This window comes from Streptomyces sp. NPDC021100, assembly GCF_044333095.1.
In the GTDB taxonomy this organism is placed as follows: Bacteria; Actinomycetota; Actinomycetes; order Streptomycetales; family Streptomycetaceae; genus Streptomyces.
This window is the reverse complement of record NZ_JBIRQH010000023.1, coordinates 38,797-61,292: the sequence shown is the minus strand read 5'-3', so window position 1 is coordinate 61,292 and position 22,496 is coordinate 38,797. Positions and strand designations below refer to the sequence as shown.

Genomic DNA, 22,496 nt, shown 5'->3' with positions numbered 1-22,496 from the left:
GTGACCCGATCCACCGCCCCCTCTGCCGCGCTCCCGCCGGACACCGGGCTGAAGACCCGTGTCCTGACCGTGGCCAATGGCTCCGCAGGCTCCGGGAAGTCCACCTTCGCCGCCGCCGTCGCTTACGCAGCGGCCATGCGGGGCAAAAAGGTGTGCGTCATCGGCCTGGACAAGCAGCGCGACATGTCGCACGTGCTCGGCTACGACGACCCGGACAGCAACCCGGCTCTGCCGACGCTCTACGACGTCCTGGACGAGCTCTGCACGCTGGCGGAGGCGGTGGTCCCGGCACTCAACAGCAAGACCGGCGACCCCATCCCGAACCTCTGGATCGTCCCCGAATCCGAGAAGCTCGACAAACTCGAGTTCATGCTGGCCGGAACGACCGCCCGGGAGCTGTGGCTGTACAAGATCATCGGCCAGCTCCGCGGCCGGTTCGACGCAGTCCTCCTGGACTGCCCCGGTGACGTGAAGCTGGCGACGATAGGAGCGCTGATCGCCGGGGACGAGATCGTCGGGTGCGTGAAGTCGCAGGAGAAGGAAGCGCGCGGACTCACCCAGCTCGAGGACAAGCTCTACGAGGTGCACCAGGCCTACGCCCACACCGGTATGCGCGACAAGGTCGACTGGGTGGTCATCGGCGACGGCGTGTCCAACAAGAAGCAGGGCAAGGTGTACTGGGATGTCGAGCAGCAGATCCGGAAGGCGTACGGCGACAGCGTCCTCAAGTTCACCGTCCGCGACGACGTGAAGGTCCCGGAGGCCTACACGGCAGGGCAGCCGGTCACCCTCTATGCCCCAAAGAGCGCGGCCGCCGAGGCGTACACGAAGAACGGGCGGCAGATGAAGCTCTACCGCTGACGCATCTTTACGCCGTAAAGACGCGGAGGAAGTCAGGCCCTGGACCACGACGGTCCAGGGCCTGAATCTTTACGCCGTAAATTCCGGACCCGGTCTCGGGCCGGTCGTACCTGCCGCGCACGGCCTTCGCTGATCACTTTTAGCTGACGATCGTCAGTGGGCATGACGTGAAGGTGAGTGAACAGGGACTGAGGCGTGAGAGTGTGATTGCCGATCAGTTCGAAGGCTCTGATGCAGGAGAGGCAGCAGCACGTGACCGCGGGGCAGCAGGTACCAACACTCACCCGGGCACACCGCGTTCTCATCGCGGTGGTCGTTCTCGGGGTGATCGTCATCTCTGCGATCGGCTTCGCCGGGTCCTACAGCGCCGTACGGCAGCTCGCACAGGAACACGGCTTCGGACGCTTCTCCGCGATCTTCCCGATCGGCATCGACGCCGGCATCTGCGTTCTGCTGTCACTCGACCTGCTGCTGACCTGGCTCCGCATCCCGCTCCCCCTGCTGAGGCAGGTCGCCTGGCTGCTGACCGTGGCCACGATCGTCTTCAACGCGGCGGCCTCGTGGGGCGATCCGCTCGGCGTGGCGATGCACGCGGCAATCCCGCTCCTCTTCGTAGGCCCCATCGAGGCCGGCAGACACGCCATCGGGCGGATCGCCGACATCACCGCCGACCGCCACATGGAGGGGGTCCGCCGCTCCCGCTGGATGCTGTCGCCTCTGCCCACGTTCAAGCTGTGGCGGTCCATGAAGCTCTGGGAGATCCGCTCCTACAAGGACGCCGTCCGGCTGGAGCAGCACCGCCTGGTCTACGAGGCGATGCTGCATCGCGACTACGGGGACGACTGGCGCAAGACGGCGCCCGTGGACATGCTGCTGCCTCTCCGACTGGCCCGCTACGGGATCCCCCTCTCCGAGACCGCGCCGGAGGTGCTCCTGGCGGCCGGGCTCGAACTCGGGCAACCCGGCGCCCCCTCCGAGTCCGGACGGCCGACCGACGAGCGGTCCGAGAGGAGCCGACAGGACACGGGTGCTGACGCCATGACGGAAGCCACGGACGCACCCGATGCTGAACATGCGCGGCCGGGGGAGTGGCCGACTGATGCGCCGGCCATGACCGATCCGGTGGCCGACCCGGTGGCCGACGATCCCGTGGCCGAAGTGACCGGCCACGTAGCGATGACCGATCCCGTCGAGTCGCCATCCGGTGCGGCCATGACCGATCCGGCAGTGCCCATCGGCCATGAAGGCTTCCCTCGGCCGACGGCTCCCCTCTCCGACTGGCTGGCCGAACCGGTCACCCCTCCGCAGCCGCACAGCGGCCCGGCCACGGTGCCCGCCGGATCGGCCACCGGTCACGATGCGCGTGACCGGTGGCCGGAGCAGCCGATGGCCGACGTGTCGCCGTCGCCGGAGTCGGTCACGGCCAGGGCACCAGAGGCGCCGCCGGGGGAGTGGCCGGCCTCCGTCACCGACACGGGGGCGGCGACGGCCCGCGTTCCCGAGCAGCAGACCCAGGAGGCCGACGCCGACCCCGAGAAGGAGCGGATCGTCATGGTGGCGGGCTGGGTGGCCGAGGCCGAGGACGCCGGGGAGAAGCTGACCGGTGCAGAGGTCGCCCGCCGACTCGATGTCTCTCCGCGGACCGGCCAACGGGTACTGACGCGAGCGAAGGAACTCCGGGACGAAGAACAGCGGCAGCAGCCGCGCCCCCGGCTGCGCTCCGTCGGCGACCGCTCCTGACCGGACACTGCACCACGTGGCCGATGCCTCCAGAGGCATCGGCCACCGTCATGTTGGGCGCGCCGGTCACGCCCGGCGAGCAGCCCTGGCCGATGGCCGATACGGATGGCCGGTGACCGATGACCGATCGGGCACCGTGACCGATGACCGGTGGCCGATGACCGGTCGGCCAGGGTGACCGGTCATCGATCCGATGGTGGCCGGTGGCCGATAGCCCCCCGATCGGCCACCGGCCACGGCCGATTCGTCGGCCATCGGCCACCGGTCACGACGAGAGGCGGCTTGCCCGGCCCGCTATCGGCCACCCACCGCGCAGCGTCAGGGGCTTGCCCACCCCTCTGTACGGGCTTGCCCACCTCTTGCCCACCCCTCTGTACGGGCTTGCCCACCTCTTGCCCACCCAAATGGCGGGCTTGCCCAGCGCCCAGGGCGGCTTGCCCGCCAGCCCCATACAGAAATGGGCAAGCCTGTGGCCTGCTCCTTTCGCGCTGAGGGCAAGCCTTTGGGCATGCCCTCGTGAGGAGAGTTCACGGCACGAGATCCGAGAGGAGCCTGTGCCGTGCTCAACCTGTCACGACCCGCCCGCGCCGCCGCCGGGATCTTCGGCCACCTGGATGCCGACTGGGCGGCGCTGTGCTCGGACACCCGCGTACGGGCCGCCGTGGCCGACTGGCTGATGGCCGATCACCTGGCCGACGACATCGCAGCCGTGACCGATTCCTGGGTCAGCGCCCTCGGCCCCGAGCAGCTCCTCGCCGCCCTGCGCCCGGCCAGTGACCGACGGTCCGACGCGTTGGCCGACGCGGTCCTTCGCGCTCTGCTCGTCCGCGCCGCCGGCCATGACCGATCGGCCACCCTCGCCGCACGCATCGTCGTGCAGGCGATGATCCCGGCCGCCGTGCGCATGACCCGCGGTCAGGTCCGGCCCTTCGGCGGCCGCACCTTCGAAGCGGTCGGCCACCTCGTCATCGCCGCGCTGTACGAGACCGCGCGCTCCGGCCGCATCCACCACCGGCCCGGCCGGCCCGCCGCCAACCTGGCGCTGGACACCCTGAGCCGGGTGTGCCGAGACCTGGCCGCCGACCACGAGCCGGCCGGCGAGGACCTGGCGGCCGCCGACCACCTGGCCGACCCGGCACCCGGTCCCGCCACGCTGGCCCACGCCCGCGAGGTGCGCGCCGCCGCGGCCGCCGCCGGCCTGGACGAGGCCGACGCGCTGGACGAGGTGACCGCATCCGCCGCGCGCCTCGAACTCCTCGAGCTCGTCCTGACCGCCATGGAGGAGGGCGAGCTGAGCATCGCCGACGGGCGGGCCATCGCCTGGCACTACCGCACCTGTCCCCTCCCGGACTCCGACGCGGCCGCCCGCGCCGGCACGACCGCCGGGGCGTGGCAGCGCCGCCGCAGCCGCGCCGTCAGCCGGCTCCGCACCGCCCTGCGCCCGGCGTCCTGACCCCGCGTTCCCACCGCACGACCGTCATTGCCCCGGATGCGAATCGAGGAGAGATCCTTGCCCACCACCACGTCGGCCCGGCTGGACCGGGACGAGGAGCGCGTCACCAGCGCGCAGCGGCTGCTGGTCGCCCTCGGCGCCGCGCTGGTCGCCACGCCCTTCGACCGCGGCGTCCACGACCAGCTGCGCCGCTTCCTGGCCAACGACGCCGAGGGCGTCCTGGCCTCCCTGCGGGTGCTCGAGCAGCGGCCTGAGGAGGACCTGCGCACGCGCATCGCCGAGCTGGCCGGCCACTCCCTGCGCCCGGCGCCGCTCGGGGGTGCGTCATGAAGGGGCTGATCAAGCGGCGCACCGCTGCCAAGACTCCTGGGACAGAGCATGCCGTGGAGGAGTGGGCGGTCGACAGCGCGGCAAACGAGGACGTCGGGATCGGGGGCTGGTCGACCGGGGCCCGCGCCAACACCACCGTGCTGATGCGCTGGACCGCCTGGGGCCTGCTGATCGCCGGTCCTCTCCTGGGGCTGGCCGCGTACGTATCCGTCCCGTCGACTGCCGGCTCTGTCCGTCCGCAGACGGCCCCGGCCGCCCCGGCCACGACGGGCAGCCAGGGCGCGGCCGGGTTCGCCACCCTCTTCGTCGCCGCGTTCGTCGAAGCGGGGGAGGGGGACCAGGACAAGCTGGCCGCCTACTACCCGGCCGCCACCGACGTCCGTCTGGAAGGGGAGCCGGGTCGGCAGAAGGCCGCGCAGCTGACGGTGGTGCGGCTGCGGCAGACCGAGGCTGACGTGTGGTCGGTGACGGTGGCGGCCCGCCTCACGCCCAACGGCCCTGCCCCGACGCCGACGTCGACCGCACGCCCCGCGAACGGCCAGCAGGCGAAGAAGGAGTCGGTCCGGTACTTCCAGGTCCCGGTCGCCGCTGCCGCGCAGACGGGCGGAGCGACCGGATACGTCGCGCTGGCCCTGCCCGCCGAAGTCGCCCCGGTCGACCGGATTCAGGCGCCCAAGCTGGTCTATGGACCGATGCGGCCCGCGCTTCCCGCGGACCCCCGCACCAAGGCCGTCGCCGAGTTCCTGAACGCCTACCTGACCGGCTCCGGCGAACTGGACCGCTATCTCGCCCCCGGCACCAGGCTCAGCCCCGTCATGCCCGCGCCCTACAGCGCCATCACGGTGGACCAGCTGGCCGTCGAAGGCGAGATGAGCGTGAGCGCCGAGCAGGCCACCACCGTTCCCGAGGACGGCACCCGGCTCCGGCTGCTCGCCACCGTCCGTGCCGCCGGAGCGGACGGAGTGCGCACTCCTCTCACCTACGCCCTGACCCTCTCGGCCCGCGCCGGCCGCTGGGAGATCGCCTCCCTCGACGGCGCCCCCACCCCGGCCGCAGCCTCCCCCAGCCCCGTCTCCACGCACTGACCCCCGGGAGCACTCATGCACACCGCCTCCGTCACCCTGGCCGCCGGCTGGATCGGCACCCTCAGCGGCTTCGGCACCGACCTGAAGGGCCTGATCTTCAACATCGGCATCCCTGTCCTGTGCGGCTTCTTCGTCCTGGTCGTCGGCGTGCGCACCAAGGCGCCCGGTCCCACGATCATGGCGGTCATCTTCGCCGCTGTGGTGTGGGGCCTGTCCGCCAACATGGCGGCGCTGAAAGACAAGACGTCTGAGGACATCACTCACTACGACGGCGGCACCACCGTCCGGCGCGGTGACCAATGACTGCCGTCCTCGACGACGCCGACGGTGACCTCATCGGCCGCTGCTACACCAAGGCCCGCCGCACCCCCGTCGTCGTCGGCACCGTGCCGGGCGGCATGGGCCGGAGCTTTCGCCTGCCGTTCGGCCCCTACACCCTCACCCAACTCGGCGCCCTGGTCGCCGGAGTTGTCGCCCTCGTCCTGACCAGGCCGCTCTGGGGCGGGCACGGCCTGGTCGACCTCGTGGTCCTGGTGACCGTCCCGTTCGGCCTCGCCTTCGCCCTGCGACGCCTGCACGTCGACGGCCGCAACCCGGCCGCGGCCGCGGCCAGCGTGGTGATGATGCTGGCCGGCCCGCGCTGGGGACGCCTGCACGGCAGGCCCTGGCGCCCGGTCAGCCCCCGCAGCACCGGCGTCGTCGTCACCCTCGGCGAGCCCACCGCGCGAACCCCCGCCCCACAGGCCGCCGTTCCTCCGCCCGCGGACGACGCCGCCCCAGCTGCGCAGCCGCGCCGAGCCCCCGCCCGGCCCGCCCCGGCCGTCCCGCAGCCGACGCGCCCGGAGCCGCGGTCCGGCGTGCCGGTGGCCTCGGGGGTGCAGGCCCTGCTCGCCCGCCGCGCTCCGTCCCGTTCAGCACAGGAGTCCTAATGCGCCTGCCGATCCGCCACGTCTCCAACAACATCGTCTTCACCACCCACGGCACCTGCTGGGCCGTGTGGCGGGTCGCGGCAACCAACTACTCGCACGCACCCAGTGCCGCCAAGCGCCGCCGGCTCAAGGCGCTCGAGGCGCTGGTGAAGTCCCTGACCGGCGAGCCGATGCTGTTGAGCCTGTGCCCGCAGGTCGACCCGGTCGCCGTGGTGCGGGCCATGGTGGCCGACGTCGATCTGCAGCGCTCCCCGCGGTACGAGCAGCTCGGCCACGCCGTGCTCGACCAGCTGGAGGAGATGGAGCTCACCGGGCGCACCGACTGGCTCGCCGTGCCGTTGCCGGCGCTCTCCCACAAGGACGCTCTGCTTGGCGCGTTCCGCTCGGCCAAGGCGGAAGTGGCCCTGCAGCTGGGCCTGATGCCCGCCCCCGTCACCGCGGCCGAAGTCGCGCAGCGCACCGAGCAGGCCGCGCGCATGCAGGCGCAGTGGCCCTCCGGGGTGTCCATGCGGCCCGCCACCGAGGCCGAGATCCTGTGGATCTACGGGCACAGCGCCCGCCGGGGACTGGCCGAGCCGTTCCTGCCGGACGGCACCGAAGCGCCGGTGCGCGGCCGCGGCCGCACCGTCGCGGCCCTGGGCGAGGTGCTTCTCGCCGAAGGCGGAACGGACTTCGGGCAGCGGCGCACCGCGCCCGGCAACCCGTTCGCACGCCGCTACGTGCAGGTCTCCAGCGAGTGGGGCGACTCCTACCAGGCTCTGCTCGCTCTGTCCGAGATGCCGGAAGCCTTCGCGCTGCCGGGGGCCGCGTACCTGCAGCAGCTCGATGACCTCGCCTACCCGGTCGACTGGTCCGCCCGCCTGGTGATCACGCCCGGCGCCAAGGCGGAGGCGAAGTCCCGCAAGCGGGCACGGCACTTGAAGGCCCAGGCCGCTGAGTACGAAGGCGACCCGGCTGGGCCGCCGGCCTCCACCGTCCAGCACCAGGAGGACAACGACGAGTACCGGCAGAGGCTTACGGCCTCCGCGCGCGAGGTGGAAGTCCGCGCCATGGTCACCCTCGCGGTGTGGGGCACCAGCGCCGACGAGGCAGGCGACCGTGCAGCCGCGCTCGTCTCCGACTTCGGCAGCACCGACTACACCTTCGCCCGCCCAGTCGGGGAGCAGACCAACCTGTGGCACGCGATGCTTCCCGGCTCCCGCACCCCCCGCGTGCTGACCGGCTATGCGCAGTACCTGCTCGCCCGCGACTTCGCGATGGCCATGCCCTGGTGCGGCTCGCAGCTGGGCGACGAGCGTGGCGCCCTGTTCGGCTTCCAACTCGCTAGCGGGGGAGTGCGCCCCGTCCTCATCGACCCGACGCGGGGCCCGCGGGAGAACGCCAACGGGTCCATGGCGTTCGTCGGCGAGCTGGGCGCGGGAAAGTCGGTGGCCCTCAAGGCAGCCGTGTACAACGTGCTGGCCCGCGGTCATCTGCTGGGCAAGGTCCGCTCCCGTGGCCGCGCGGTGATCGTCGACCGGACGAAGCAAGAAGAGTGGGTGCGGTTCGCCCGGGCCTGCCCGGGCACGACGCAGGTCATCCGCATCGACCAGGCCGCCGAGGTCTCCCTGGACCCGCTGCGGCTGTACGTGGACCGCAGCCCGAAGGTGGCCGCGCGCTTCTGCGAGTCCTTCCTGACCCTGCTCCTGGGCGTTAGGCCGATGGACCTGGAGGGCGTTGCCCTGTCCGAGGCAGTCCAGGCGGTCCTCGAAGCGCCCGCTCCCTCCATGCGCGCCCTGATCGACGAGCTCACCAGGCGCGGGGGAGGGGACCCGGCGTCGCGGACCTTGGCCCGCAAGCTGCAGGCCGTTGCCCGCAAGGACCTGGCCGCCGTCGTCTTCGACGAGACGCTGCCCGTCGTCGACACCCACCGCGCGGACAGCGTCGTCTTCGCTGTGAACGCCCTGGCCTTGCCGAAGAAGACCGAGTTGGCCAGTGACCACCGCATCGAGCGGATGGAATTCGAAAAGGTCCTGGGCAGGGCGCTGATGTACCTCATCGCCGCCGTTGCCCGCGAGACCGTCATGGCCTCCAGGGAAGAGTTCGGCGTCGCGGTCTTCGACGAGTGCTGGTGGCTTACGAGTTCCGACGAGGGCCTGGAGCTGCTCCTGGAGCTGCTGCGCGACGGCCGCAAGCACAACGCCGCGGCGTACGTGGCCTCCCACGATCCTGACGACATCGGCCCGGCGGAGACCGAGAAGGGCGTCATCGTCCGCGGTCTGATCCCGCACCGCATGGCCTTCCGCCAGACCACGCGCTCGCTGGCCGAACGCGCCCTGGACTTCCTCGGCGTGGATGCGAGTGATGCGGACCTGCTGGAGCTGGTCACCACCGGTCTGTCCCCGATCGATGCGGACATGCCGGAGGAAGAGAAGGCGGCCCGGGCGGGGGAGTGCCTGTACCGGGATCTGGCCGGCCGGATCGGCCTGATGCGGGTTCTCATCCCGGCCGACGCTGCGGTGATGGCCGCGATCCACACCACTCCAGACGACTACCGGACCGCGGCATGAGCGCCCTCAGACGGTGGTGGGGACGGCTGCGGCTGCTGGGATGGTCCCGGCTGCGCCTGGCTATGGTGTTCGCTGCCCTCGCGGCGACCGTCCTGACGGTGCTGACCTCTCTGCCGGCCCAGGCCGACCCCACCCCGTCGCCCGCGCCGTCGCATTCCCCGTCCGCGAGCCCCTCCCCGTCGGCATCGCCGTCGCCGAACGCCCCGCTGCCCGTGCCGAAGCCCGGGCAGCGACCGCCCTCTGCGGAGGAGACCAAGCAGCTCGAGGAGTTCCTGCGCCAGCAGAATGAGCAGCTGTCGAAGTCCGCGCGGGAGGTGATGCTCCAGCAGGAGACGGAGCGGCTGCGCAAGCTGCTGCCCAACGAAGGCGGGGTCCTCGGCGTCTTCAACGTGACCGACGCCAACAACCTGCCCATCTCGGCCTACACCGTGAAATCCGATACTGGCGGCTGGCTCGACTGGGACCTGGGCCTTGAGAACCTGATCACCGAGCTCCTCTTCATGATCACCAAATGGCTGATCGCGTTCTGCTGCTGGCTCATCCTCTGGGCACTGTCCTTCGGCCTCGCCAAGCTCCTGCTCACTCCGGCCCTCGCCGTCGCGAACTCTCTGCACAACCGCGTCATCCTCGAACTCGGCCTGCCCGCCCTCGCTCTCGCGGTGTGCGCACTGATCTGCACCGCCCGGATCTTCTTCGGCGACCGGGCCAAGGGCTGGGGCGACGCCGCCCTCTCCCTGCTCCTGGCCGCCCTCACCACGACACTCCTGGCGTCCCCGCCGCAGGCCCTGATGGGGGAGCACGACGGCGCCATCGCGGCGGCCCGTGGCCTGTCCCTGGAGGTCGCCGCCGTCATCCTGGGCGCCGACCCCGTCAACCCTCAGAGCCACTCGACCGAGGCCAGCCCGGCCGAGCTGGCCCGGCCGCTGACCAACGCCATCGTCAATTCTTTCGTGGTCCAGCCGGCGATGCTCCTGCAGTACGGCCGCGTCTTCAAAGGCAAGTGCGCCCAGGAATACTCCGACACCAAACTCCGGCAGCTCGCCTACGACCGCGCGCTCTCCTCCCGCGTGTCCAAGCTCAAGAAGCTCGGGCATCTTGCCTACGACTACCTCGACTTGTCCGGGGCCACCGGGACCGTCAACGACTGGATGATCGACTTCGGCAGCCGCTGGGCAGTTGACCACTTCGGCGACCCGCCGATGGACGCCTTTGAGGACAAGTGCGTCCCCGGCAACGTGGACGCCGCCAAGAAGGCCTCCCTCGACAAGGTGGGCGGCGCCTTCTTCCTCCTGGTCGCCGCCGTCATCGTCAGCGTGCTCATCGCCGCCCTCGCCGGCAGCTTCCTCGTCGCGCAGGTGCGCATCGCCTGGGATGCCATCCGCGGCGAGGCCGCCCTGGTCGCCGGCACCATCCCGGGTGCCGGGCGCGGATTCCTGTGGGACTGGGCGGCCTCGGTCCTGCGGTCCCTCGGCCAGATGCTGTGGTCCGTCATCGCCCTGGCCGTCTTCATCGTCGTCATCCAGGCCGTCCTCGACCCCGTACAGACCGACTGGGGACGCGAGTTGACCCTGCGGTTCCTGGCGGTGGACATCGTGTGCATCGCGGCGGTGAAGAAGCGCAAGCAGATCACGGCCAGGTCCAAGCAGATCGCCGGCAACTTCCGCGGCAAGATGTCGGCCGGCCGCATCGGCGGCACCAACGGCTCGCCTTTCACCCCGAGCTCCGACCCCGTCACCCAACGCCCCCGGGTCGGTCGCGCCGCCGCCCGCGGTCTGGTCCGCGGGGCGCTGGCCACCACCGCCATCGCCGCGGGCAACCCGCTGGCCGCCCTCGGCTACGCGATGCCCCAGACCGTCGGCGCCACCGCGCTGATGTCCCGCCTCAGCACCGGCCGCCGGGGCGGCCGCACCCGCCCGCCGGCCCGACCCGCCGGCAGGCCCCGGCCCGCCCCGCAAAACCGGCGCCCCGCCAGCGCCGCACCCGGCCGCCCCGGCCCACGGCCCGGCGCCGTGCCGCCCCGGCCCACGGTTCCACCGAGGCCCGCCTATCCCCCCAGGCCCGCACACCCACCACAGCCTGCACACCCGCCCCGCCCCGTGGCAGCCCCGCGCCGTGCCGCCGGCCAACGGCCCTCCCCGCGCCACCACATGCCGATCCAGCCCGCGGCCTCACCACGCCAGCAGCAACTGCGTCAGCGTCTGGCGCGCCACCCCCGCCGCACCCCGCCCAGGACCGGCCCATGAAGAAGGTTCTGATCGGCTTCGCCGCCCTGACCCTGCTGAGCATCCTGTTCATGGCCGCCGTCGCCGTGCACGTCGCAGGCCTGGGGCAGAACCAGGCCGAAGCGGCGACCCGCCTCAAGAACCGCTGCGCCGCCCCTGCGGGCGGCACGGACGTCGACACCAGCGCCGTGGCCCAGCAGGTCCACGCGATCCTGGCGGGAGCGAAGAGCGAGGTGAACGTCGAAGGGCTGCCGGATCCCAAGGAGCAGATCCCCAACGCACGGGTGATCATCGCCACCGGCATCCAGCTGAAGATTCCCGCTCGCGGCCAGGTCATCGCGCTCGCCACCGCCCTGCAGGAGTCCGGCCTGCGCAACCTCACCTACGGCGACCGCGACAGCATCGGCTTGTTCCAGCAGCGCCCGTCCCAGGGCTGGGGGAGCCGCGAGCAGATACTCGACCCCGTCTACAGCTCCACGAAGTTCTACAAGGCCCTGCAGGCCGTGGACGGTTGGGAGAAGATGCCGCTCACCGTGGCCGCGCAGACGGTCCAGGCCTCCGCGACGCCGGATGCGTACGCCCAGCACGAGCGGCTGGCCACCGCTCTCCAGCAGGCCATCGCCCCCACCCTCGGCGCAGCCCCCGCCGTTCCCGGGATGGCCGGTGCCACCGGAGGCCGGGTGTGCCCTGGCCAGCCGGATGGGGCCGGCTACGGGACCATTCCTGCGGGGTCGCTCCCGGCGGGCTACCAGATCCCCATCACCGCGCCCCCGGCCGCACGTGCCGCGATCCGGTGGGCACTTGGCCAGCTCGGCACCCCGTACCAGTGGGGCGGCAGCTGCACCAACCCCCACGGTCCCAGCCCCGCCGACCACTGCGACTGCTCATCCCTGATGCAGCGCGCCTACGGCGTCGCGGGCATCCAGCTCTCCCGCACGACCTACGACCAGGTCAACGAGGGCCGCCCTGCACCCCTGGATGCACTGCAGGCCGGCGACCTGGTCTTCACCGAAGGCAGCGCCGCGCGGCCCGAACACGTCGCTCTCTATCTGGGCGACGGATTGCTGGTCCACGCGCCGCGCCCAGGCCGGGTGGTGGAGGTGGCCAAGATTGCTGGACACGGAGTTTTGTTGGCGGCCCGGCGGGTTGCGCCGTAGACAGACAGATGATCTGTGACAGCGAAGGTGGACGGCGTGCCACCGAAGTTGGACCGCGCAGACTCAGGCCAGCCCGGTGGCGGCCTTTAGACGCTTGAGCATCTCGCGCTTGGCGTCGAGAGCAGCAGATTTCGCGTTGATCTCGGCAGCCCAGGCCGCAAGTTCGTGGGCCAGGTCGGATACCGGTTTGCCGGTGTTGAGGTTGTTCTCCCGGTACTGGGAGTGAACCCCGTAACCCCGGCCTGCGCCGTAAGCGAGTTCCATGTACGAGTCAGCGATCCCCATCATCGCGCCGCCGAGGCCGCTCGTGGCCAAGGCGATTTCCTCGGTCAGCTCTTTGATCATGGTCCTGGCGTCGCTGTCGCTCATAGCCCAATGCTTGCACCAGCCCCTGCACCTCAGCACGGGTATGCCGATGGTGCTCTGGCCTGGTCGTCGCGGTCGAGTTCGCAGCGGTAGTTGTCACCATCTGCTCGGACTTTTTGTCACCAGGGTCGAGTTCGCAGTCGTGTTGTCACCCAGACTCCGGCCACCCGGAGGGCGGAATCCGGCCGATCAGTGTCAAGTGACTTGCCATGTAAAGCAGTTTTACAGCACTCTCGGGGTGTGAGCACGACACGAGCCGAAGCGATGGCCGCACTGCGCCATTGGTCCGCCCCCGGCCGCCGGGCCGAACTGATCGCCACTGCCTGGGACGCCGGAGAGACCAACATCTCCGCACTCGCCGAGGCCGCACGCGTCAGTCGGCCCACGGTCTACGCCGACCTGCGGTCCCGGGGTATCGACCCCGACCGCCGTCCCGCGAAGGAGAGCACCATGCAGATCAGCCCCGTGACTCTGGAAGGCTTCACCGGCCTGAACCTGGACGGCAACGAGCCCCGACAGTTCATGGACGCCGTGCACCGCTTCATCGACGAGCACCCGGACGCGAGCCCGGGCGTCGAGCACAGCCGCCTGCTGGCCCTGATGGACACCCTGCGCGACTACAACACCCTTCGCCCCCGGCTGATGGAGGAGCAGGTCGCCCGCGAGGAGCGGGACCGCGCCCTCCACCTGGTCGAGACGCGCTGGGAGGCACTGAGCAATGCGGCCAACTGGCTGGCCGCGCACCACGCCTACGTCGTGGCCGTCGATGACGCCGGGATCGCCATCGACATGTGGAAGGACCGCGCAGCCGACGCCGTGAAGGTGCCCTTCAATCAGGACACCGAGACCCGGCGGGCCGCGTACGAGCAGATCCTGACCAGCGGTCACCCGCCGGTCGAGCCGCTGACCATCAGCCCCGACGACGTCGCCGAGCAGCTGCACACCGCCCTCGACCAGGCCCACGCGCGCCGCCGTCGGATCGCCGCCGAGACCCTTGGCCTGGGCCAGTCCGCCAGCCGGTAGCAGAAGAAGCCCGGAGCCATCCCCGCCGAACCACCCATGAAGCGAAGGAGTTGCAGCACCATGGCCGTGCACACCGTCAGCGAGAACAACCCCACCTACGTCACCGGCGCCGACCGGTACCGGATTCCCTTCACCGGCTTCCTCACCCCCGAGCACCCGCAGTTCGAGACGATGCAGGAGTTCATCCGGGAGGAGCACCGCCGCCCCGAGGGGTACGGGCTGGCGTTCCTGGAGTCCGAGGAGCACTCGGTCATCTACATCGGCTCTGTCCGCCAGATCGAGGAGTACCGCGCCGCCAACACCGACGGCACCGCCGTGCTCGACCCCGACCAGGGTGTGATGTACGCGTTCTGGCCGCACGGGACGGGCTGGGACGACTACATCCCCGCCAACACCTGGAACCCGGGTGGGGAAGGGATCGTCACCGAGTTCGACCACCCCCTGGGCGGCAAGGTCACCGTGTACGAGTACCTCAAGGACGACACCGACGGTGAGAAGACGCCGATGGTGGGCTTCCACTGCGAGCGCTGCCACCCCACCCCGGACATTGACCACGAGGCCGGCATGCCCAACCGCGGCCCGCAAGACCGCCGCTGGAGCGCCCGCAACGCCCGGCTGCACGTCCGCAGCCACGTCGACCGGTGCCGTCCCGTCGACCCCCGCTTCGCCGAGGTCGCGCAGCAGGTCGCCAACAAGGAGTACGGCGTGAACAACCCGGTCATCACCTGGGAATCGCGCTGCGCCACCACCGGGCCGTGCGCCCAGATCCGCCACCTGCGAGCGCGCGCCTGACCCTCGCCCGTGCGGGAAGCCGCCGACCGCTGACGCACGGGCGTGAAACGAGGGGTGTCCGCAGCCATTGGAGCTGGCTGCGGACACCCCTTAACTGTATCTGCCTCCACCGACCCGGTGTCCGCCCCGGGGCTGCGGCACGCAGCCCGGCTGGCTGCGGGGCGCACGTCCCTGGCGCCGCGACCGGGCTACGGGGTGACGGGCGCCGGCAGTATGCGCTCGTGGTCCATCTCGCCGGTGTACGGGTCGAGGACGTAGACCTGGAACGGTGCCCACGCCCGGCCTGCGAGGTCGTCGAGGTCGGCGTGGGAGGGGACCAGCAGGGCCAGTTCCTCCGCCCAGGCCCGCAGCCGGCGCGGGTCCGGGCAGGCCACGCCGACCAGCGTCCAGTCCTCGCCGTCGGGTCCGCCGCGCTCGTACACCGGCCTGCCGTCGCCGTACCGCGCGTCCGGGGCGCCGAAGACCAGGTCGAGGTCGAAGTACATCTCGGCCATGGCCCGGAAGTACCGCCACGCCTGCCGATCCAGGCCCGTGCGGCCCCAGAACACCTTGTACGCGCGGTCCTTGGCAGCCTTCTTCTGGGCTTTTTCCCGCGCCGTGGCCGCCTGCTGCTGCGCCGCGGCCTTCTCCTCCGCCTCCCGCCGGCGCCGGGCCTCCGCCTGCTCCCGGGCGCACTCGGCGTCGCGGGCTGCGTAGGCGGGGGCCGTCCACCACAGGCGCCACGCGTCGTTCCAGAACCGGGTCCAGCCGTCCGCCCACTCGCCCCACTCGCCCTCATTGGTGACGCGCCGGCTGCTGGCGACGGGTGCGTGCGGCACTATTCGGCCCGTCAGCATCCACGCCACCGCCTCGCGCAGCGTCGCCCCAGCTGACGACCAGCTCACCGGCCAGTCACGGAAGCGCGCCAGGCCGGCCGTCACCGTCCACACCTGCTCTTGCTCTTCCGGGGCCTGGACCAGGAGCGTCGGCACGGTGCCCACCCACGGGCGCGGCCGGAGACCGAACCAGCACACGGTCGCACCGTCTCGCTCGTACAGACCGGTGCGCGCCGCGATCTCCTCCACGGTGATGGGCGACAGCTGGGCCTCCAGTGCCATCAGCCAGGTGCCGTCCGAGCGGAAGACCATCACGTCCGCCCGCCATTCCCCGGTGGGCGCGGCGACCTCCAGCTCGGCGCGGAAGCCCGCATCGCGGGCGCAGGTCACCAGCTCCAGCTTGAGCAGGTGGTGTTCCAGCGATTCATTCGCCAGCGCGCACGATGGCGGTTTCGTGCGGTGGTAGAGGTGCCGGGTGCCCAGCTTGGACACCCGGGCGCGGACTTGGCCTCTGCACTCCGGGCAGGCCAGTTCCACGCTGCGTACCCGGTGGATCTCCTCCCACGACCGGCCGCAGCCCAGATCGTCCAGGGTGATGTCCACCCGCCCCCACTCGGCGTGCTCCGCAGTGAACTGCACCGGTCCCCTTCCCCGCCGTCTCCGGCTCCCGGGACATGATGCGCCCGGACACTGACACGGTGTCGCGGAAGCCGGACTCCCGTAGAGCCGGGCCCCGGGGCGCTCTTCAGCGTTGCGAACAAAGCGCTTGAAGAGGGAGGAATCTCCTGAGGAGCCTGGCAAGTTCGCAAAGAAGAGGCAAAGCGTGATGGGTGGGTGTCTGGACGGGCTGGGCCGCCGGACTTGGTCGGGGTGAAAGCGGCTCCCTCACTGGAGGTTCCTTCCATGACCGACCCGTCCCACATCCTCGAGACCGCCCACTGGATCGCCCACGCCGCCCCGTACCTCGCCGGTGTCGTCCTGGTGGTCGGCGGAACCGCGCTCGTGATGGCCTTGCAGCGCGGCCGCCGCGTCCAGCACGCCCTCGGTCGCCGGACACGCGTGGAGCTCGTACCCACGAGCACGTTCGACCCCGGCCTGGGGGAGATCAGCCGCTCTGCCCAGCATCTGGGCCGGGTGCGCTACGCCGCCCCGCACGTCCCCGCGCGGGGAGCGGCCGCCCGCCTGCGGTACTCCGCCGAGAACGGGCAGATGCGCTGCTACCTGGAAGGGCCGGACACCGCGGCCGCGGTGCTGCGCATGCCCAGCCACGCGGAGGTCGAGGTCCGCTCGGCGTCGTCCAGCGCCTCGCAGCTCCAGCCGGTCCGCTTCGTCATCCCGGACCAGCGCGGGGAGCAGCGGTGACGGCGCCGGTCATCCTCGCCAAGTCCCCGGGCAGCGGGGGGAGTCGGAGCGGCGGGGCGTACGTGGAACGGGTGGAGCTGGTGCTGGGGCTGCCCGACTACAAGCCGCTGGAGAAGCTGAGCCTGAACCCGGACCCGCTCCAGCAGCTGGCCACCGCCTTCTCCAGCGTGCGCGCCGAAGCCGGGGAACGCGCGGACGTGTGCATCGACCTGGTGCCGGTCAGCGAACGCCGCCTCGCGCGGCGGCGACGCCGACTGCTGGCCACAGCCCGCCGCCGCGGTCCCTCCGCCTACGGCGAGCGGCTCACCGGTGTCATGGGGAGCGGCTCCGGGGGGAGCGGCGTGTGGGAGTCGATGGCCTCTGCGTGGAGCGGCGGCTCGAAGGGCGGCTCCGGGGCGTGGCGCGGCGACCGCCTGCCGCGCATGACCGATCTCCGTGACCAGGTAGGGAAGTTCGAACCCGGCTCCGGTGTGGTCTTCGGCGTCCAGATCCTGCTGCGGACCGTGGCCTCGCACCCGCAGGCCGCGCTGGCGCGCATGCACCAGCTGCTGGCGGTGATGGCCATGACGAGCGGTGAGAACTACCTCCAGCCTCGCCGGCCGCGCTCGCGCCGCGCTGTTGAGTCCTTCGACCGGCGCTTCGCCACGGGGGAGTTCAATCCGCGCAAGCGGCAGTGGCTGACCGTGCCCGAGCTCGCCTGGCTGCTCAAGCCGCCCACCGCGCGGTGCTCCTCGCCGTCCATCGTCCGGTGCGGCGGCCTGGTGCCGCCCGCGCCGGCGAACCTGCCCGTTTACACGGGGCAGGCGGACCTCGTGCCGCTCGGCGCCGTGGTCTACCCCGACGGCCGGGAGCGGATCGGCGCCGCCAGGGTCAAGGACTTCTTGTTCGGCCTGCAGCTGGGCAAGGCCGGGCACGGCAAAACCGAGGAAGCCCTCGTACAGGCCATCGCGCTCGCCCACGCGGGATACGGCTGCTGGTTCCTGGACCCGCACGGCGAAGCGTGGGTCCGCGCCAAGCCGTACCTGGCCCACGCCGGGGTCATGGACCGGGTCTGGGAGATCAACCTCGCCACCCCCACGCTGGAGCAGCGCGTCGCCTCCTGGAACCCGCTGTCGATGGAGGGCCGGGACGCCACCCAGATCCAGGACATCGTCCGGTCGGTGGTCGACGGCATCGCCGCCGCCCAGGACTGGGGCGACCACGCCCCCCGGGCCCGCACGATCCTGGCCCGCGCCGCGCAGGCCCTCGCCTTCCTGGCCCTGCGCGCGGTGAAGGCCGGCCGTCCCGATCTCCAGCCGACCCTCTTCCAGGTGCGGACCTGGCTGACCGACGACACCTGGCGCGAAGCGCTGCTGCCGCTGCTGCCGCGGAAGATGCGGGACTACTGGGTCACCACCTTCCCCGCACTCCCCAAGGACGCCGTGCCCACGGTCACTTACGTGATCGACCGCCTGGAGACGTCGCTGAGCCTGAGCGCATACTTCGGCAGCCCGCGCTCCAGCTACGACGTCCGCACGGCCATGGACACCGGACGCATCGTCTTCATCTGCCCGTCCGGCTCGGAGGCCGACGCGCTGGTCGCCTGCCTGCTCATCCACGACCTGCACCGTGCCGGGCTGTCCCGCCAGGACACCCCCCGCGAGAAGCGCAAGACGTTCTGGGCCTGGGGAGATGAGCTGACGGCGGTGGACTCCTCCTCCCGGGGGTTCGTGGCGGCCATCTCGGAACAGCTGCGCAAGTACGAAGTCCGCTTCGTCGGCATGACGCAGATGGCGCTGCGGCTCAGCGCCGTCACCAGGCAGGCGCTGCTGCAAAACCAGTCGATGTTGTCGACGTGTGCTGCCGACTACGACGAGGCCGCGTTCGTCGCCCGCCGCTGGAACGACCACGTCACCCCCGAGGTCATCACCGAACTGCCCAAGTACCACTACGTGATGTCCATCGCGCTCGACGGCCAGCGCACCAAGCCCTTCCGTGTCCGCGGCCTGCCGGTCGAGGAGATCTTCGCCCACTACAACAACCCCGACGGCATCCCCGACCTCGACGCGGCGATCGACGCCAACCTCCAGCGGCGCACCGTCGGCGAGATCGTCGCCAACCTCGAGGTCCTGGACGACGACATCCGCGCCTTCTTCACCGGCCGGCCCGGTCCCGGACCGGCCGACGCCGACCCGACCACCGTCATCGACTGACGCCCGCGGAGCCCGCCATGCCCTACGCCCCGTCCCCCTCCCTGGGGGTCGGCCTGCTCGGACAGCAGGCCATGGATGTCCTCTACCAGCACCGACTGGTCTCCACCCGGCAGCTGCACCGTCTGCTCACCCCGCACCACACCACCTCGGAGTACCTGCGCCGACAGCTCCACCAGGTCCGCCGGGCCGGGCTCGCCGGCGTCGTCGGCCGCCGCGCCCACGGACAGAGCGACCTGCTGTGGTGGCTCACCCCGGCCGGCGCCGAAGCCGTCGAAGCCACCGGACTGCTGCCCGCGCGCCCGTACCGCATGAGCCCCCAGGCAGCAGCGGGCCCCCTCCAGGAGCACACGCTGGCCACCGTGGAGACCGGCCTGGCCTTCGTCGAATGGGCCCGCCGGGCCGGCCACGAATGCGGCCCACTCGACTGGTCACCGGAGATCGCGCACTACTACCGCGACGACGACCGCCCCGGCGAGGACCTGACCCTGATCCCCGACGCCGTCATCAGCTACGTACACACCGACGAACGCCAGCGTCAGCGAACCCTGCTGACCTTCTTCGCCGAGGTCGACCGCTGCCAGATGACCGTCGCCCGCCTCGCGCAGAAACTCCACGCCTACGCTGCGTTCCACGACTACACGCCCAGCACGGCACCCCGCAGCGGCAACCGCACCCCCCGCCGCACCACCGGCACCCCGGCATGGCGCAGCCGCTACCCCGCCTTCCCCCGCCTGCTGCTCGTCCTCACCGGCGCCGGCCGCGCCCGCCTGGAACGCCGGATCGCCGACCTGCGCAGCCTCGCGGCAGCCAACCCCGCCCTCGCCACCACCGCCGTCCGCGCCGGCGTCACCACCCTGGAAGACCTCCGCGCGGACGGCCCCTTCGCCCCCATCTTCACGCCCGTCCTCGGCCCGGCCACCCCCACCGACGCCTGGCTGCGCACATCTGTCGCCGCCGCCTGACCCGCTGTCACCCGAAGGAGATCGCCCGTGTTCCTGCGCCGCTTCACCCAGCGCACCAGGCCCGCACCCGCCGCAAGGGAAGCCCCGCACGCCTGCGCGGCACTCGACGACATCCCGCTGCACCGGATGTTCTCGCCCCTGATCACGGAACTACTGGCCACGCGCGTCCATACCGGCCGCCTCGACCGGCTGGCCAGCCGGGAGTCATGCCCCGAGGAATTCCGCCTCGTCGCGCGCCCCATCATCACGGAGCTGCTGCGGGCGTGGGCCCATCAGACCGGCGGCCGCGGCTCCATAGAGGAGCTACTCGAAAGCCCCTCAACCAGCCAATCCACACGGACATTCCTCAACCACGCAGCCGGCAACGAAAGCCAGCAGGAGCACGGATATGCCACCTAACCAAACGTCAACCGGAGATGGACCGGACCTCCGATCCGGTGAACCGACGCACCATCAAGGCCGGTTGGCCGACACGGGGGAGGGCCCCGTGAAGGGGTGTGCCGCGATCCGCACCCAGGGGTCTAGTGTGTGTCCCGCACCGATCTCCGCCTCCGAAAGGCAGAAGACGGGGCTCTCGGACATGGCAATGGCCCCGAGCAACTCAGGTTCCCCACCTGTGGAGCTGCCGGGGCCGGCCAGTGCGAGAAGACGCTCAGGAAAAGGTCCCGCACACTGCGAGACCGAGCAAAAGAGGAAAACGAGGCCTCGCTGCGGTGCAGCGTACCCGCCCCAGGCTTTGGGGCTCTACAAGCGCCGCCAGGAAGACGCCGTGTCAGACTCCGGCCACCTGGTGGACTTTCGCATGCCAGAACGCATGCGGGCGCGCCTCCGGCCCCCGTGAGGGGGACCTCATGACGTAACCCACGAAGAGGCAGCGCCTCCGCGGTCCTTCCCCAAGGCCCGCACTCGCTGCCCCGGCCACCGCGCCCGGTCCCCACCGGGCCAGCTGGCCACCTGCCACCGCCGTCTCCAGGGGTCCTAAGCCCTGGTCAGGCGAAGTGTCCGACCGAATCATCGGACATTCATTCGGATCGCTACCGAACTGAAGCACCCGAAGTGGGGCTTCGTGCTTTCCCGTATCCACACCGGAAGGCAGGTCCAATCATGCATGACGTTTTGGCGTGCCGCCATATCGACCCGGCCGCACGCCCCGACGTGTCCGGAACCGAACCGGACCCGACAGCACTTGGTCGCACGTTCACGCTCATCCGTGACCGCGACGACCACGAGCTGGCCACCACCGCCTCCCGGCAGCTGCGCCGCTCCGACCAGTTCCTCGCCGCCGTCCACTTCATGGTCGGAGCGGGCTTCCACCCGAAAGCGGGGCGCACGACGCTGCGCCTGGCCGAGGTGTTCGCCGCCCGGATGAAGCGCAGCAGCGCCGGCCACTTCCCGCTCCGCACCAAGGCCACGGCCACCGAGCTCGGCCTCAAGGAGCGCGCCGTGCTCAACCACGCCCGGTACCTTCGCGAGCTCGGACTGCTCGCGTACGTCGAGCACGGATCGAAGGCCAACGCGCTCCGCACCCGGCTCAGCACCTCATGGAAGCCCGGGGACGGCTACCAGCCGACGGCCACGCTCTTCGCCGCAGTCGCCCCGCCCGTCTGGGACGAAGCCCTGGGCCGCCGACGCACCGGACACGGATACACAGCCCGCATCATCGGGGTCACCCCAGCCGGCCGCCGGGCCGCCATCGAGGAGACCCGCCGCAAGGCCAAGACGAAGATCCCGCGGCAGCGCACTGCGTGCACCCCTTCTGTTGTGGTCCCGCAGGACCACCGTGACGTACAGGTAGAGGGGGGGAAGAAAAACACCCCGCGCCAGCGCGCGGCGTGCCCGAAGACCTCCCCCCGCACATCCACCAACGGCCCCCGCATCTCCCCAGCCGAGTGCGCCCGCGCCATCACCATCGCCCAACAGCTGCAGCGCGAGGTCTGGTGGCTCCACCGCAGCTGTGCCCGCCGCCTCGCCTACGCCCTGCGCCCCCTCATCACCGCCAGCTGGACGACGCACGGCCTCGCCGCCGAACTCCTCACCTGGGGCGTACCCGGCTTCCTCCGGGACCCGGCCGCCTACGTCCGCCACGAACTCGCCCGCCGCCAGCGCCAGGGCGACCTCGAGCCCAACAGCAACCAGCACCTGATCGACGACCAGGTCGACGACACCGGTGCCCGCCATGCCACGATGCTCCGCGAGCGCGAAGAGCGTCAGACACCCATCTGGCAGCGCTACGCACAGAGCCTTCGCCCTGAACTGCGGCGTCGCATCACCGATATCCGCAAGGCCCGCCGGAAGCAACGGCAGCAAGAGCAGCCGCGACCGGACTACCGGCCCCAACTCCGTGAACCGGAAGAGCTCCACCTCCGGTCCCTGTCGGTGGAGGCCGCCTGGGGAGAGGACTTCTCGCCCCTCGAGGTCTACCGGGCCCAGGCACGGGGGTTCACACCGCAGCCCCGACGCCGCTCCTCGCCGTCCGCGGCAGAGGTCGGCTGGCTGCAGCACCTGCGCGAAGAACACGAAGCCATCGAGGCATGTGCCGAGCTGCGTGCCCGGCTGGAGGAGTGGGAATGGGAAACGTCCACGGCCCGAACCTGAATCGGACGGCTTTTCGATCCGATCCGGCCTCACGACGTCCGGGGTACGTGATCCAGTCGTGCC

The 22,496-nt window shown here is 71.2% G+C and carries 19 protein-coding genes; 17 read left to right on the top strand and 2 right to left on the bottom strand.

Annotation, left to right across the window (positions count from 1 at the left end):
• From ACH4PU_RS30515 to ACH4PU_RS30470, 10 genes are all read left to right on the top strand, one after another.
• Positions 1–861, top strand: a complete 861-nt coding sequence (locus tag ACH4PU_RS30515) for a ParA family protein (RefSeq protein ID WP_398279160.1) — start codon at positions 1–3, stop codon at positions 859–861.
• Positions 862–1,092: 231 nt separating this feature from the next.
• Positions 1,093–2,601 (top strand): DUF2637 domain-containing protein, encoded by a 1,509-nt coding sequence (locus ACH4PU_RS30510; RefSeq protein WP_398279157.1) that lies wholly within the window; start codon positions 1,093–1,095, stop codon positions 2,599–2,601.
• A 559-nt stretch (positions 2,602–3,160) separates the two neighbouring features.
• Positions 3,161–4,054: a hypothetical protein gene (locus tag ACH4PU_RS30505; RefSeq protein ID WP_398279154.1), complete on the top strand. Its 894-nt coding sequence runs from the start codon at positions 3,161–3,163 to the stop codon at positions 4,052–4,054.
• Positions 4,055–4,111: 57 nt separating this feature from the next.
• Positions 4,112–4,384 (top strand): hypothetical protein, encoded by a 273-nt coding sequence (locus ACH4PU_RS30500; protein WP_398279151.1) that lies wholly within the window; start codon positions 4,112–4,114, stop codon positions 4,382–4,384.
• Complete coding sequence (locus ACH4PU_RS30495) at positions 4,381–5,469, top strand: conjugal transfer protein (protein ID WP_398279148.1); 1,089 nt, start codon at positions 4,381–4,383, stop codon at positions 5,467–5,469. The genes ACH4PU_RS30500 and ACH4PU_RS30495 overlap by 4 nt, the downstream gene beginning before the upstream one ends.
• A 15-nt stretch (positions 5,470–5,484) precedes the next feature.
• Positions 5,485–5,772, top strand: coding sequence for a hypothetical protein (locus tag ACH4PU_RS30490; protein ID WP_398279145.1), 288 nt, complete (start codon positions 5,485–5,487; stop codon positions 5,770–5,772).
• Positions 5,769–6,398, top strand: a complete 630-nt coding sequence (locus ACH4PU_RS30485; protein ID WP_398279142.1) for a hypothetical protein — start codon at positions 5,769–5,771, stop codon at positions 6,396–6,398. The genes ACH4PU_RS30490 and ACH4PU_RS30485 overlap by 4 nt, the downstream gene beginning before the upstream one ends.
• Positions 6,398–8,947: an ATP-binding protein gene (locus ACH4PU_RS30480; RefSeq protein ID WP_398279139.1), complete on the top strand. Its 2,550-nt coding sequence runs from the start codon at positions 6,398–6,400 to the stop codon at positions 8,945–8,947. Before ACH4PU_RS30485 ends, ACH4PU_RS30480 begins: the two co-directional genes overlap by 1 nt.
• Positions 8,944–11,190 (top strand): hypothetical protein, encoded by a 2,247-nt coding sequence (locus tag ACH4PU_RS30475; RefSeq protein WP_398279136.1) that lies wholly within the window; start codon positions 8,944–8,946, stop codon positions 11,188–11,190. The genes ACH4PU_RS30480 and ACH4PU_RS30475 overlap by 4 nt, the downstream gene beginning before the upstream one ends.
• Positions 11,187–12,326 carry a C40 family peptidase gene (locus ACH4PU_RS30470; protein ID WP_398279133.1) on the top strand — a complete coding sequence of 380 codons (1,140 nt, stop codon included), beginning with the start codon at positions 11,187–11,189 and terminating at the stop codon, positions 12,324–12,326. The genes ACH4PU_RS30475 and ACH4PU_RS30470 overlap by 4 nt, the downstream gene beginning before the upstream one ends.
• A gap of 63 nt (positions 12,327–12,389) precedes the next feature.
• Here the strand turns inward: ACH4PU_RS30470 and ACH4PU_RS30465 are convergent, their stop codons facing one another.
• Positions 12,390–12,695 (bottom strand): hypothetical protein, encoded by a 306-nt coding sequence (locus ACH4PU_RS30465; RefSeq protein WP_398279130.1) that lies wholly within the window; start codon positions 12,693–12,695, stop codon positions 12,390–12,392.
• A gap of 237 nt (positions 12,696–12,932) precedes the next feature.
• Between ACH4PU_RS30465 and ACH4PU_RS30460 the strand changes: the two genes are divergently transcribed.
• Both ACH4PU_RS30460 and ACH4PU_RS30455 read left to right on the top strand, forming a co-directional pair.
• Positions 12,933–13,715, top strand: coding sequence for a hypothetical protein (locus ACH4PU_RS30460; RefSeq protein ID WP_398279127.1), 783 nt, complete (start codon positions 12,933–12,935; stop codon positions 13,713–13,715).
• A 60-nt stretch (positions 13,716–13,775) separates the two neighbouring features.
• The gene (locus ACH4PU_RS30455) at positions 13,776–14,507 is read left to right on the top strand and encodes a hypothetical protein (protein ID WP_398279124.1); all 732 of its coding nucleotides are present in this window, start codon (positions 13,776–13,778) and stop codon (positions 14,505–14,507) included.
• A gap of 188 nt (positions 14,508–14,695) precedes the next feature.
• On the opposite strand, the gene ACH4PU_RS30450 is transcribed toward ACH4PU_RS30455, so the two are convergent.
• Positions 14,696–15,961, bottom strand: a complete 1,266-nt coding sequence (locus ACH4PU_RS30450) for a competence protein CoiA family protein (RefSeq protein WP_398279121.1) — start codon at positions 15,959–15,961, stop codon at positions 14,696–14,698.
• A gap of 264 nt (positions 15,962–16,225) precedes the next feature.
• On the opposite strand from ACH4PU_RS30450, the gene ACH4PU_RS30445 reads away from it, so the two are divergent.
• The 5 genes from ACH4PU_RS30445 (at position 16,226) to ACH4PU_RS30425 (ending at position 22,433) form a co-directional block, all read left to right on the top strand.
• Entirely contained in the window at positions 16,226–16,684 is a 459-nt protein-coding gene (locus ACH4PU_RS30445; protein WP_398279118.1) for a hypothetical protein, read from the top strand.
• A complete protein-coding gene (locus ACH4PU_RS30440) occupies positions 16,681–18,876 on the top strand; it encodes an ATP/GTP-binding protein (protein WP_398279115.1) in 2,196 nt (731 codons plus the stop codon). Before ACH4PU_RS30445 ends, ACH4PU_RS30440 begins: the two co-directional genes overlap by 4 nt.
• Before the next feature lie 17 nt (positions 18,877–18,893).
• The gene (locus tag ACH4PU_RS30435; protein ID WP_398279112.1) at positions 18,894–19,838 is read left to right on the top strand and encodes a replication-relaxation family protein; all 945 of its coding nucleotides are present in this window, start codon (positions 18,894–18,896) and stop codon (positions 19,836–19,838) included.
• Between the two features lie 27 nt (positions 19,839–19,865).
• Positions 19,866–20,237 (top strand): hypothetical protein, encoded by a 372-nt coding sequence (locus tag ACH4PU_RS30430; RefSeq protein ID WP_398279109.1) that lies wholly within the window; start codon positions 19,866–19,868, stop codon positions 20,235–20,237.
• A 705-nt stretch (positions 20,238–20,942) separates the two neighbouring features.
• Entirely contained in the window at positions 20,943–22,433 is a 1,491-nt protein-coding gene (locus ACH4PU_RS30425; RefSeq protein WP_398279106.1) for a hypothetical protein, read from the top strand.
• The last annotated feature ends 63 nt before the right edge of the window (positions 22,434–22,496 follow it).